This is a genomic window from Rahnella perminowiae, assembly GCF_019049755.1.
Lineage (GTDB): Bacteria > Pseudomonadota > Gammaproteobacteria > Enterobacterales > Enterobacteriaceae > Rahnella > Rahnella perminowiae.
Genome location: NZ_JAFMOS010000488.1, coordinates 1 through 12,270, shown reverse-complemented (window position 1 = coordinate 12,270; position 12,270 = coordinate 1). Strand labels below are relative to the sequence as shown.

The window sequence follows — 12,270 nt, the reverse complement described above, 5'->3', positions numbered from 1 at the left end:
GTCTGCGGCTGTAACCGTCAGTTACAGCCGCAACGGAGATAACTTCACGCAGCGCGGCGTTTTGTGCTAGTATCGACGCAACTGGCGCACTGCAGTTTGTGCCGAATCCTCGTGGTAATGCCTCATTTGCCTCGTCTGATCATCCACTCTTGAAACTGCACCGAACCCCGTTCGGGTTAGAGTGGACTGGAGCTTTTCCTTATATGTCATTTGATTCCCTCGGCTTAAGTGCCGAAATCTTGCGTGCTGTTGAAGAACAGGGCTATCGCGAACCTACACCTATCCAGCGTCAGGCTATTCCTGTCGTGCTGGAAGGTCGTGACCTGATGGCGAGTGCGCAGACCGGTACCGGTAAAACCGCTGGTTTTACTTTGCCGCTGCTTAATATGCTCAGCCATACCAACGCGCAATTCAAAGGACGTCGCCCGGTTCGTGCGCTGATCCTGACCCCAACCCGTGAGCTTGCGGCGCAGATTGGTGAAAACGTTCAGGCTTACAGCAAATACCTGACCCTGCGTTCGCTGGTGGTATTTGGGGGGGTGAGCATCAACCCGCAGATGATGAAACTGCGCGGTGGTGTAGATGTGCTGATTGCAACGCCGGGTCGTTTGCTGGATCTGGAACATCAGCGTGCTGTTGATTTATCTCAGGTTGAAATTCTGGTGCTGGACGAAGCCGACCGCATGCTGGACATGGGCTTTATTCACGACATCCGTCGCGTGCTGGCGAAACTGCCTGCCAGGCGCCAGAACCTGCTGTTCTCGGCTACCTTCTCTGATGAGATTAAAGGTCTGGCGAGCAAGTTGCTGACCAACCCGGCTTCTGTCGAAGTCGCACGTCGCAACACCGCTTCTGCGCAAATTGAACAAAGCGTTCATTTTGTTGATAAGAAACGTAAAAGAGAATTGCTGTCTCAGATGATCGGTGAAGGCGACTGGAAACAGGTGCTGGTATTCAACCGTACCAAACATGGTGCAAACCATTTGGCTGAGCAACTCAATAAAGATGGCATCACGGCTGCGGCTATTCATGGTAATAAAAGTCAGGGCGCACGTACCCGTGCACTGGCTGATTTTAAAGCCGGTTCTATTCGTGTTCTGGTGGCAACAGACATCGCTGCGCGGGGTCTGGATATTGATATGCTGCCGCACGTGGTCAACTATGAACTGCCAAACGTACCGGAAGATTACGTTCACCGTATTGGCCGTACCGGCCGTGCGGAAGCCACCGGTGAGGCGATTTCTCTGGTATGCGTAGACGAACACAAATTGCTGCGTGATATCGAACGCCTGCTGAAACGTGAAATTCCGCGCATCGCGCTGGAAGGCTACGAGCCAGATCCGAGCATTAAAGCTGAGCCGATCATCAATGGTCGTCAGGGCAACGGTGGCGGCGGTCGTGGCGCGCCTCGTCAGGGGCAGCGTCCGGGCGCACCACGTTCCGGTGCACCACGTTCCGGTGCACCCCGTTCAGGCGCTCCGCGTCAGGGCGGCAACGGCCAGCGCAGCGGCACCTCTGAAAATCGTGGTTCAGAAAACCGTGGTTCTGCTGAAAACCGTCCGGCACGTTCGCGTCCTGCGCATGCAGGCCAGCGTCGCACCGGCAATGCGGGCAGCGGCAACAAATAAGTTTCCGGCTGCCCTGCAATCAAACCGCCTTCACCGGCGGTTTTTTTTCGTCTGTAATCTACCTGATGACATAAGCACAACGCCGCGCACCTTGCAAAATATGTTCGGTACGCTCGACGCTGGCGTTCAGCACATCGCTGAAGACATCACGTTCCGCCCGGCAAAATCCCTGACAGGTGGTTGCGGCAGCACAAATCGGGCAGTGATTTTCGACAAACAGATAACTGCCGTCCTCCTGCATTTTCCAGTCCGCCATGTAACCTTCCCGCGTGCGGATAGCCGTCAGCCGTTGTAGCTTTTCTTCCAGAGAATTCGCGCCATTCATTGCCTGCCGGTAATTTTCCAGCGTCTGGTTTTCGCGCGACGTGATCAGCTGATCCAATGCTGAATCGCCCAGTGAAGTGCGGATCAGTTGCAAAAGTTGTACGGTAAGATCCGCGTGGGCATCGGGGAATCGCGCATGGCCGGCGGCGGTCAGTTGCCAGAACTGTGCCGGGCGGCCGACACCTTGCGAAACGGCTCTGGCTTCCACCAGTCCTTCCTTTGCCAGCTTCACAAACTGTTGGCGCATGGCTTCGCCGGTAGTGCCGAGCAGATATCCGGCATCGCTGGCCTGAAGTTCTCCGCGGGTTTTCAGCAGCGTCAGTAATCGCTCTGCGACGCTTTGCCGGACGTCATTTTTATTTTCCAAGCCATTGCTTGACATATAGCCTCGACGGGTTCTAGATTACGTAAAACATATTCCAAGTATTTTCTTGGTTTAATCATATCATAACCACCACATGCTTCAATGCGTGGAAAGCACAAACTAAAGGGATGCAGAGAAAATGTCGGGAAGTCAGAACGGATGGGCGGATTTATTTAGTGCAGAAAACCGGGGCAGCGCCATCACCCTGAGCGCAGGCGTCGCGCTTTATGCGACTAACAGTTACATCGTTATCACGATCCTCCCTTCAGTCGTGCAGGATATCGGCGGGCTGGCGTGGTATGCATGGAATACCACATTGTATGTTGTGTGTTCCATTCTGGGCTCGGCGCTGTCAGCGCGGCTGATGCGGACCGCCGGACCCCGGGGCAGTTATCTGATGGCGACAGGTATTTTTATTGCCGGTGCTGCTATTTGCACGGCCGCGCCGAATATGCCGGTATTACTGCTTGGACGGGCACTGCAGGGCCTCGGTGGCGGATTCTTATTCGCACTGTCCTACGCGATGATCAATCTTTTGTTTAAAGAATCTCTCTGGCCGCGTGCGATGGCACTGATTTCGGCGATGTGGGGCATTGCGACGCTGGTCGGTCCGGCAGTAGGCGGTATTTTTGCTGAACTGCACGCCTGGCGCTGGGCATTTGGTTTGCTGTTGCCGGTCACGTCACTGTTCGGGCTGTGGGTATGGCGGATTTTACCGAAATCCCAGCGCGACAGGCAGCCGGAAGAGCCGTTGCCATTGATGCAACTGGCATTACTGACCGGTGCCGTGTTAGTGGTGTCGGCGGGCAGTTTGTCGTCCTCCGGCCTGATTAACCTGCTCGGTTTTGTGGTTGCCGTGGTGATGATTCTCGTCTTACGCCACCGCGAATTTACGGCGGATGTCAGGCTGCTGCCGCGTAACGCTTTACGTCGTTCCTCACCGCTCTATGGTCTGTATCTGGTGATGACATTGCTGATTATCGGCCTCGGCTGCGAACTGTTTGTGCCGTATCTGTTGCAACATTTACACGGTCAGACCCCGCTGGCAGCCGGATACATTACTGCCGCCGCAGCCGCAGGCTGGACATTAAGTGAAGTGGCGAGTTCCGGCTGGACCGGACGACGTGCGGACGGCGCGATTATCTGCGGGCCATTGATTCTGGCTGCCGGTCTGCTTTTACTGCTGTTCACCGTGCCGGTCGCGTTTGGGCTGCCGTGGTTGAATATCAGTGGCGTGGTGCTCGGGCTGACGCTGGCCGGTTTTGGGATTGGCCTCGGCTGGCCGCATCTGCTGACCCGCGTACTGCAACAGGCACCGGAAGATGATCGCGAAAAAGCCGGGGCGTCGATAACCGTCGTGCAATCTTTCGCGGCGGCGCTCGGTGCGGCGTTAGCCGGAACGGTGGCTAACTTTGCAGGTGTTGATAAGGGGGATAATGGTGCAGCCAGCGCGGCATTCTGGATGTTCCTGCTGTTTGCGGTGCCTGCGCTTGTGGCGGTGTGGATTGCCTGGCGCTCCGTCAGGGTCAGACGCTTGCAGGGCGGGGCAAAACCGTCATTAAGCAGCGATTTATCTCAGGGGTAATTGCCCGGCGACGGGCCTTGCGGTAATCTTGCGCGTCATTTTTAAGGGGTGAACTGCGATGCGCGTATTACTGGCTCCGATGGAAGGTGTGCTTGATCCTCTGGTCCGTGAACTTCTTACTGAAGTGAACGACTACGATTTGTGCATCACCGAGTTTTTGCGCGTGGTAGATCAGCTGCTTCCCGCCAAATCCTTCTATCGCCTGTGCCCTGAACTACATCACGCCAGCCGCACGCCTTCGGGCACATTAGTGCGCGTACAGTTACTGGGCCAATATCCGCAATGGCTGGCCGAAAACGCTGCCCGTGCGGTGGAACTGGGCTCTTATGGTGTCGATCTCAACTGCGGTTGCCCGTCCAAACTGGTTAACGGCAGCGGCGGCGGTGCGACATTACTCAAAGATCCTGAGCTGATTTACCAGGGTGCCAAAGCCATGCGTGCAGCCGTTCCCGCACATCTGCCGGTCACTGTGAAAGTGCGTCTCGGCTGGGATTCGCTGGAGCGCAGCGTTGAAATTGCGGATGCCGTGCAGCAGGCCGGTGCAACGGAACTGACGGTGCACGGACGTACCAAGGAAGACGGCTACAAACCGGAGCGTATTAACTGGGCTGCGATTGGCGAAATCCGTCAGCGTCTGAGTATTCCTGTGATCGCTAACGGTGAAATCTGGGATTACGAAAGCGCTCAGGCCTGCCTGCAAACCACGGGGTGTGATGCGGTGATGCTCGGACGCGGTGCGCTGAATATTCCTAACCTCAGTCGTGTGGTGAAGTACAACGAACCGCGCATGCCGTGGCCGGACGTCATGACGCTGTTACAGAAATATACCCGTCTGGAAAAGCAGGGCGATACCGGTTTGTATCACGTTGCGCGCATCAAACAGTGGCTGAGTTATTTACGTAAAGAGTACGAAGAGGCGACAGAGTTATTTACTGAAGTGCGCGTGCTGAAGACGTCAAAGGAAATTGCCGGACGCATTAACCGGTGATCCCTGCCATGACTTCTCCACGCGGCAACGCTTATAAAGGGAGAAGTATCATGGAAAATAAAGACATTGGCCTGACCCACATCGCTTTTGCCGTCAAAGACCTGGATGCCAGCATCGCGTTCTACCAGCAGTTTGCTGACATGAAAGTGATCCACCGGCGCGGGGAAAAGGGCAGCAACGCCAGACCCGTCGCATGGCTGAGCGACATGACCCGCCTTTTTGCTATCGTACTGGCTGAAGACCCGGACAATACCGACACCAGACTTGGCCCTTTCGGCCACCTCGGCGTCGCCTGCGCGACGAAAGAAGCCATGGACGCCAAACTTGCAGAAGCCCGTGCCGCAGGCGTTTTACGTAAGGAGCCCACAGACTCCGGCGCGCCGGTGGGATACTGGGCTTTTCTGGATGATCCGGATGGCAATACGCTTGAACTTTCATACGGGCAGGAAATAAGTTATCTGATCGACAATCAATAATATTCCCCCTGTGTATCCCGAAGGGACGCTTTCTGAGTGTCCCTTTATTTTTTTCAGTGCCACCTTACGCAAGTGTTCACTTACTCGCCATTACAGAGTCTGCGGGTGCTGGTGACAGACTTTGTGACAAATAGAATTGAAAATTGCGGGTGCTAAGACTATTCGCCTCACTTATAATTCCGCCCGCTGTTACGACATATCTTAATGACAACTTTCTAAATACAGAGCAATGCATGTGAAAATCCGTCTTTTGGTTCTGAGCTTATTAGCCTTAAATACAGGCATGTTGTCTGCCCCGGCCGCCATTGCTGCAAAGCATGAACCGGCCGTCGCCCCGATTGTTCAAATCGCTTCCGGCAGTGCCATGGTGGTGGATCTGAAAAGCCACGAAGTGATTTATTCCCGAAATCCGGATGAGGTGAGGCCGATTGCCTCCCTGACCAAACTGATGACCGCGATGGTTACGCTGGATGCAAATCTGCCACTTGATGAAGTGATCAATATCGATATCAGCAATACGCCGGAAATGCGCGGTGTGTTCTCCCGCGTGAAACTGAACAGTGAAATTACCCGTCGTCAGATGATTCAGCTGGCGCTGATGTCCTCGGAAAACCGTGCTGCAGCCAGCCTCGCAGCGCATTATCCCGGGGGTTATTCTGCATTCATTAATGCCATGAATGCGAAAGCGAAATCGCTGGGCATGACCCATACGCATTACGTTGAACCGACAGGTTTGTCACCACGCAATGTTTCCACGGCGCGTGATTTAACGCGACTGCTGCTGGCTTCCCAGCGCTATCCGCTGATCGGTCAGCTGAGTACCACTGCTGAAAAAACGGCTGTTTTCAGTCATCCGGCGTATGCATTGCCGTTTCGTAATACTAACCATCTGATCATGAATCCGTCGTGGAATATCCAGCTGACCAAAACCGGTTATACCGATGAAGCGGGGCATTGTCTGGCGATGCGTACCACCATTAACGGCAAGCCCGTGACGCTGGTCGTGATGGATGCCTTCGGTAAATTTACTGCCTTTGCGGATGCCAACCGTCTGCGCACCTGGATGGAAACCGGCAAAGCAGTGCCTGTTCCGCAGATTGCCAGGAACTACCGTAAGCAGAAAGAGCAGCAGAAAACGCAGCCTTCGGTCGAAGAGGCCGATGATTGAAATACCCGTCATACTTCAGGCCGCAGATGCGTTGGCTGCGCTCAGGCGCCCGAATCACTGACTTGATGTCAGCTCATCGGGACTCCCTGACTTGCCGCCTTTCTGCGACTCGAATTATTTTGGCTATTAATGAAACTGAAAAAGTCCGGCCATGTGCCGGACTTTTTGTTTGCAGGGACGGAATGTGATGATCAGAAAATCAGTTTAAATACCCCTGTAAGGGTCAGTAAGCCGACGATAAAGATGATGGCGATGATCCAAAGAATAATTTTCATATTTTTTCCTTAACATAATCTTCAGTCGTCATCGGCTATCCGGCTAAGCCAATGATATTCCTTATCAGTATAGCGTCTGGCGGTATTTTTGCTTTCTGTATGCCGTTTTCAGGCCAGCGCCGCGCGTAAACCACATTCAGGGCTGGTGAGCGGTTTACCCATTTGCGTCAGTTGCGCTGCACCGGTCATTGAAGCCTGAGCCAGTACCACGCAGGCCGCGCCTTGCTTATATTCCGCATCTGCCACCACCGCAATGGCCTGTAAATATCCGGCCAGATCGCCCTGTTTAAACTTTTCCCATGCGCCTGCCACCAGACGGGTTTTAAGCCGTGCCTGCGGATGTCTTTCTACCTGCGCGAATAACTGCCGCGTTGGCTCCAGGGTCGTTTCGACCGCGCACAGTGCGACCACATTGCCTGCCGTTTTCATGGCCTGTTCCGCCAGCGCCTGATCGACACGTAAAACCGGCACTGTGGTGCTTTTACTGGCAAGTGTCGCAGCAGGCCCCAGCGTTGAACAGGTCAGTAAAACGCGATCGGTATTTTCACTCAATGCCAGCAGTACATCCGCCGTCTGCTGAAGAATTTCCGCCGTCAGCCCGCCCGCCTTTTCGGCTGCGGCCAGTAAATCGGGCCGCGAAACATGCCGGAACTGATGCTGATCCAACCCCAGCGCCCGCGCTGTATTTTCAAATACCGCAATATTGCTGTCCGCTGTGTGTAAGCAGGTAATGCGCATACCCTTCTCCTGATGAGTGTCTGACTCTACGTTAATGATTTTTTAGCCGCGCCGCAGATGTTTTTGCCAGTAAATATTCATCCGTTAATGCGGGCAGGAAATGCTGGGTTTCCTCTGGACGGGTGATGATTTTCGTCATCCGCACCCGCTTGTTGTCCCTTTAAGTTTGGCCTGTTAACGGAAAGCATAACTGGCTATTTTAATTGGTATTTATTCAGCCAGGCAATGCAACTCAGCCATATATAGATACATAAGTAATGACGTATTTATCGAGAAGGAAATTGATTTGAGGTGGTTATTTATCCAGTGCACACTTCACGCAGATTAAGGATTTCTAAACAGGGAACGCTCATGTAAGGGACAACAACGATGTATCAGCTCAGCACACGGACGCTATCGCCCGTCAATCCGACGCTCTATTTTCCTGGCGCCCCTGTGTGGCCGGAAGAATACAAAGGAAAATCATTCATGGAAAAGCTCATGCAAAACCAGATCAACAATATTGAAAAACAGGGAATCAAAAATGGTGAGGAAATCGCCGGGCTGAATCTGCGTGTGGGGAAGGTGGAACAGCAGGTCAGCCAGCTGACCGTAGTGGTTACAGAAACGAATCTCCGTGTCGGAAAACTGGAATACCAGATGGTCACGCTCACCGATGTCGTGACCGATATCGGTGAGCGTGTCGGAAAAACCGAACAGAGCATCGCACGTATCGACGGGCACCTGCTGAGAATTGACGACCATCTGGTGCGGATAGATAAACAGTTTGAACAGGTGGATAAACAGTTTGAGCGAGTGGATAAACAGTTTGAACGAGTGGATAAACAGTTTGAACGAGTGGATGAGCGCTTTGACAAAATAGATCAACGTTTTGTGAAGATTGAAGCTTCAATGAGTGCAATGCAGACAATGTTTTATGAACTCATGATTACACAGACCCGATGGATTATTGGCATGATGCTTGTACTGGTTGGCGTGACGTTTACGGCGGCACGCTATATCCACTAAAGGCGATCTGATGCGGTTAATCACCCATTACACTGTATTGGCCGTGCCAGCAAAACTGGCAATAACGACTATAATATAGACAGGCCGCCACCTTCCTTATGCCCTTGTCTGAACGGCATTGCCGAAGGTTTATTACAGCACGCTGCTGGCGGCTTTCGGCGTACAAGGGGGTGTTTCATGGCTAATCATGTCTGGGGGCTGATATCCAATCCAGGTCCCGAACTGCAACAAATCCAGCGTGAGCGGGAAACCGTTTCACATGTGTATTCACATCATGTTCTGTTAATGGCGCTGATCCCGGTAGTCTGCTCTTTCATCGGAACAACACAACTGGGCTGGAACTTCGGTGACGGCGAGACGCTGAGGGTTTCCCTGTTCACGGCGTCTTATATCGCAGTCGTTTTCTATGTTCTGATGCTTGCTGCCGTTGCCCTTATGGGACGGATTATCTATGGAATGGCGCGTCGTTATGATAGCCGGCCGACACTCAACAGCTGTATCGTCTTCGCCGGCTATGTTGCTACCCCGATGTTCCTCAGCGGGATCGTAGCCCTTTACCCGATGGTCTGGTTATGTCTGTTTGTCGGACTCATTGGCCTGTGTTACAGCGGATATCTGTTATATCTCGGCATCCCTAACTTTCTCAATATCGACCGGCGCGAAGGTTTTCTGTTCTCCAGTTCAACGCTGGCAATGGGTGTTCTGGTTTTAGAACTACTTTTGGCTCTGACGGTGATCATGTGGGGCTATGGAACGCAACTATTCTGAGTATTGATGAGATGAGGTTGCATTGCTCCCTCCCCTGCGAAGGGGAGGGAGGTATTAACCCCTTTCGCAGGGGAAGAGATGAAAGTATCAATCCTGCCAGTTTTTTAGCTTACTGGTTTTCCCGATGCCCGGGTTAAAACTGTTGGTCGGGTCGGCCTGTCGGTAGAATTCTTTCAGATGGGGTTTCGCAATATACAAATGGCCGACGTTATGTTCAGCGGGATATTCCGCACCTTTAGCGTCGAGCAGCGCTAACATTTTGTGTTTCAGCGCCTTGCTGTTTGCGCCTTTTTTGACGATGTAATCCTGATGGAACACATGGCACATGAAATGGCCATAATACAATTTTGCCACCAGCTGACTGTTGATATCTTCCGGCAGTGTTTCAAACCAGTCGCGGTCGTTACGACGCAGCGCGATGTCCAGCGCCAGAATATCTTCCACTTCTTTTTCATGTACTGCGTGATAGCGCACGGCGGCACCAGCGGCGGCGAAGCGGTGCAGGAAAGCTTTTTTGCCTTCGTCGGCAGAACAGATAAAGAAATCCCCCTGACCCTCAGTAAAGAAACGTGTCAGAAAGGTTCGGGCCTCGTCAATGCCGGGGCCGGACATTTTCAGCAGTAAGTGATGTTCAAACCGGTCACGGTACTGTTTCATGCGGGGGGGAAGGTGATTAGGTAAAGCTTTGCTCAGGCATTGCATCACACGGTCACTGAAATTTTTGGGCAGGAATGGAACCTTACTGGCGTGCGCATCGAACTTCCCTTTGGCAGTAAACATGTCCGGCATTTTGTCGGTGCCAAGCTTGTCGATCATCATAAATGTATCTTTACCGTAGACTTCGGTGATATCGAAAATATCCCGATGCATATATTCCCCGGCCACCGGAAGATTAACGAAATCACGCAGGATCTGACGACGTAATTCTGTCAACACCGCAGTGTCATTGGTGCCGATGTAAAAAACCTGCTGTTGTGTTTCTGCCGGAAAGGTATCCAGCCGTACGGCGAAAACGGCCAGTTTACCCGCACAACCGGATGCTTCAAATAAACGTCGTTCATCCGCGTTGAAACGCGATGGTGTATCCGCATCAACTTCGCGGACACGAGAAGCATAATCATGATCCGAGGCCAGGCGCTGATCATGCGTGATATCGGTTTCACGGTAATCGCCTCTTTCGAGACGTGTGAGGATTTCTTCCGGCGTTTCGCCAAGGTTAATTCCCAGATGGTTAATCAGTTGCAATTCACCCTGCACATCGATCTGCGCATACAACGCCATTTCGGTATATGCCGGTCCGCGTTTCACCAGCGATCCGCCGGAATTATTACAAATCCCGCCGACCACCGACGCGCCAATGCAGGACGAGCCAATCACCGAGTGCGGTTCGCGGTTGTAGGGTTTGAGGATCTTTTCCAGTTTGTAGAGCGTGCTGCCGGGAAAACCGATCACCTGATGGCCACCGTCGAGTAACTGGATCTGGTCCAGTTTCAGTGTGCTGAAAATAACAATGTCGCGGTCATAGTCGTCGCCGCTGGGCGTCGAGCCTTCGGTCAGGCCGGTATTGGCGGCCTGCATAATGACAATCTTATCGGCGGCGATACAGGCCTTGAGCAGTTGCCACTGTTGCAGCAGCGTTTGCGGAAAAACCACCGCCAGCGCTTTGCCGCCACCGGAGCGGAACCCTTTACGATAGCGTTCGGTATTGCTGTCGCCGGTCAACACGTGGCGGTTGCCTGCAATCTCTTTCAGCGTGGCGATGAGTGACTGATTATCCATTTCATCTTCCTTTTTTAATGTGATGCCATCTAATCATAGGTTTAAATGATACTTATTAAGTTAAACGTCATTCGGGATATGGGTTAGGTAATTTCACTTAATCTGTTGCATTTTTGTCATGCGCTGTCCATTAAATCGTCATTGATGTGTCATAAAACTCGCGCTTAATGAACGCCAGATAACGAAAGCAACCGAGAGACAGCAACATGGCTCAAGCTCAACTTAAGCTGGCACAGGCTGAATATCCTCAGACCGGGCCACAGCATCTGAACAAGGTTCTGGACGTCAAGGGTCTCGTGAAATTCTACAAATCAGGTCAGCGTGTCCTGAATGACATCAATTTTGATCTCCATGCCGGTGAATTCGTGGCGGTAATTGGCCGTTCCGGCGCAGGTAAATCCACTCTGCTGCATGTTCTCAACGGGACTATCCCGCTCACAGAAGGCAGTGTGGTATGCCATTACGAAAATGGCGAACAGCAGGAACTGGCAGGGCTGACCGGCAAAGCGTTGCGTCGCTGGCGCTCGTGTTGTGGCATGATTTTCCAGGATTTCTGTCTGGTACCTCGTCTTGATGTTCTGACAAATGTGTTACTGGGGCGTCTCAGTCACACCTCAACGTTCAAATCATTTTTTAATCAGTTCGACGACGAAGACCGTGCCCGTGCCATCTCTTTGCTTGAATGGCTGCACATGTTGCCGCATGCGTTGCAGCGTGCCGAAAACCTTTCCGGTGGCCAGATGCAGCGGGTAGCGATTTGTCGTGCGCTGATGCAGAACCCAAAAATCCTGCTGGCTGATGAACCGGTGGCGTCACTGGATCCGAAAAATACCCTGCGCATCATGAATGCGCTGAAAAAAGTCAGCGAAGAGAATATTGCCGTGATGGTCAATCTGCATTCGGTTGAACTGGTGAAAGATTATTGCACCCGCGTTATCGGCATCGCGAAAGGGCAGATTATTTTCGACGGACATCCGGATCAGTTAACTGATGATATTTTGCATCAGTTATACGGTGAAGAGCACGACGCTATAAACAGTTAAATAATAATGTTATTTATTTTTTTGCAGTGCTTATTTCTACTTTCACTCAATCTACACAAGGTCATTATTTCATGAAGAAGTTATTACGTCTGGCAGTCTTCGTAGCAGGTTCTTTTACCGCGATGC

12 protein-coding genes are annotated in these 12,270 nt (G+C 52.4%); 8 read left to right on the top strand and 4 right to left on the bottom strand.

Going from position 1 to position 12,270, the window contains the following annotated elements; genetic code table 11:
* Positions 1-203: 203 nt before the first annotated feature.
* Positions 204-1,628 carry an ATP-dependent RNA helicase RhlE gene (gene rhlE, locus J1785_RS09625; protein ID WP_217219299.1) on the top strand — a complete coding sequence of 475 codons (1,425 nt, stop codon included), beginning with the start codon at positions 204-206 and terminating at the stop codon, positions 1,626-1,628.
* 58 nt (positions 1,629-1,686) lie between these two features.
* Here the strand turns inward: rhlE and J1785_RS09620 are convergent, their stop codons facing one another.
* Positions 1,687-2,334 carry a helix-turn-helix transcriptional regulator gene (locus J1785_RS09620; RefSeq protein WP_129951955.1) on the bottom strand — a complete coding sequence of 216 codons (648 nt, stop codon included), beginning with the start codon at positions 2,332-2,334 and terminating at the stop codon, positions 1,687-1,689.
* A gap of 121 nt (positions 2,335-2,455) precedes the next feature.
* On the opposite strand from J1785_RS09620, the gene J1785_RS09615 reads away from it, so the two are divergent.
* The 4 genes from J1785_RS09615 to pbpG all read left to right on the top strand — a co-directional run bounded on the left by J1785_RS09615 (position 2,456) and on the right by pbpG (position 6,533).
* Positions 2,456-3,901, top strand: a complete 1,446-nt coding sequence (locus J1785_RS09615) for an MFS transporter (protein ID WP_129990553.1) — start codon at positions 2,456-2,458, stop codon at positions 3,899-3,901.
* Between the two features lie 58 nt (positions 3,902-3,959).
* Positions 3,960-4,889, top strand: coding sequence for a tRNA dihydrouridine(16) synthase DusC (dusC, locus tag J1785_RS09610; protein WP_217159345.1), 930 nt, complete (start codon positions 3,960-3,962; stop codon positions 4,887-4,889).
* 50 nt (positions 4,890-4,939) lie between these two features.
* Positions 4,940-5,365, top strand: a complete 426-nt coding sequence (locus J1785_RS09605) for a VOC family protein (protein ID WP_217139289.1) — start codon at positions 4,940-4,942, stop codon at positions 5,363-5,365.
* 229 nt (positions 5,366-5,594) lie between these two features.
* Positions 5,595-6,533 (top strand): D-alanyl-D-alanine endopeptidase, encoded by a 939-nt coding sequence (gene pbpG / locus J1785_RS09600; RefSeq protein WP_165383699.1) that lies wholly within the window; start codon positions 5,595-5,597, stop codon positions 6,531-6,533.
* A 191-nt stretch (positions 6,534-6,724) separates the two neighbouring features.
* On the opposite strand, the gene J1785_RS27140 is transcribed toward pbpG, so the two are convergent.
* Both J1785_RS27140 and J1785_RS09595 read right to left on the bottom strand, forming a co-directional pair.
* A complete protein-coding gene (locus tag J1785_RS27140) occupies positions 6,725-6,808 on the bottom strand; it encodes a small membrane protein YohP (RefSeq protein WP_019105993.1) in 84 nt (27 codons plus the stop codon).
* 108 nt (positions 6,809-6,916) lie between these two features.
* Complete coding sequence (locus tag J1785_RS09595; protein WP_217219298.1) at positions 6,917-7,546, bottom strand: aspartate/glutamate racemase family protein; 630 nt, start codon at positions 7,544-7,546, stop codon at positions 6,917-6,919.
* 369 nt (positions 7,547-7,915) lie between these two features.
* Here J1785_RS09595 and J1785_RS09590 point away from each other — a divergent pair, with 369 nt between their 5' ends.
* Entirely contained in the window at positions 7,916-8,554 is a 639-nt protein-coding gene (locus tag J1785_RS09590) for a hypothetical protein (RefSeq protein WP_217219297.1), read from the top strand.
* Positions 8,555-8,731: 177 nt separating this feature from the next.
* Positions 8,732-9,322, top strand: coding sequence for a Yip1 family protein (locus tag J1785_RS09585; protein WP_129951942.1), 591 nt, complete (start codon positions 8,732-8,734; stop codon positions 9,320-9,322).
* Between the two features lie 87 nt (positions 9,323-9,409).
* Here the strand turns inward: J1785_RS09585 and dld are convergent, their stop codons facing one another.
* On the bottom strand, positions 9,410-11,101 hold the full coding sequence (dld, locus tag J1785_RS09580; RefSeq protein WP_217219296.1) for a D-lactate dehydrogenase: 1,692 nt from the start codon (positions 11,099-11,101) through the stop codon (positions 9,410-9,412).
* Positions 11,102-11,307: 206 nt separating this feature from the next.
* On the opposite strand from dld, the gene phnC reads away from it, so the two are divergent.
* A complete protein-coding gene (gene phnC, locus J1785_RS09575) occupies positions 11,308-12,144 on the top strand; it encodes a phosphonate ABC transporter ATP-binding protein (RefSeq protein ID WP_217219295.1) in 837 nt (278 codons plus the stop codon).
* Positions 12,145-12,270 lie beyond the last annotated feature (126 nt).

Coding starts and splice junctions, on each gene's coding strand:
- phnC (WP_217219295.1), top strand. CDS start 11,308: ATGGCTCAAGCTCAACTTAAGCTGGCACAGGCTGAATATCCTCAGACC.
- rhlE (WP_217219299.1), top strand. CDS start 204: ATGTCATTTGATTCCCTCGGCTTAAGTGCCGAAATCTTGCGTGCTGTT.
- dld (WP_217219296.1), bottom strand. CDS start 11,101: ATGGATAATCAGTCACTCATCGCCACGCTGAAAGAGATTGCAGGCAAC.
- J1785_RS27140 (WP_019105993.1), bottom strand. CDS start 6,808: ATGAAAATTATTCTTTGGATCATCGCCATCATCTTTATCGTCGGCTTA.
- J1785_RS09615 (WP_129990553.1), top strand. CDS start 2,456: ATGTCGGGAAGTCAGAACGGATGGGCGGATTTATTTAGTGCAGAAAAC.
- dusC (WP_217159345.1), top strand. CDS start 3,960: ATGCGCGTATTACTGGCTCCGATGGAAGGTGTGCTTGATCCTCTGGTC.
- J1785_RS09585 (WP_129951942.1), top strand. CDS start 8,732: ATGGCTAATCATGTCTGGGGGCTGATATCCAATCCAGGTCCCGAACTG.
- J1785_RS09620 (WP_129951955.1), bottom strand. CDS start 2,334: ATGTCAAGCAATGGCTTGGAAAATAAAAATGACGTCCGGCAAAGCGTC.
- pbpG (WP_165383699.1), top strand. CDS start 5,595: ATGCATGTGAAAATCCGTCTTTTGGTTCTGAGCTTATTAGCCTTAAAT.
- J1785_RS09605 (WP_217139289.1), top strand. CDS start 4,940: ATGGAAAATAAAGACATTGGCCTGACCCACATCGCTTTTGCCGTCAAA.
- J1785_RS09595 (WP_217219298.1), bottom strand. CDS start 7,546: ATGCGCATTACCTGCTTACACACAGCGGACAGCAATATTGCGGTATTT.
- J1785_RS09590 (WP_217219297.1), top strand. CDS start 7,916: ATGTATCAGCTCAGCACACGGACGCTATCGCCCGTCAATCCGACGCTC.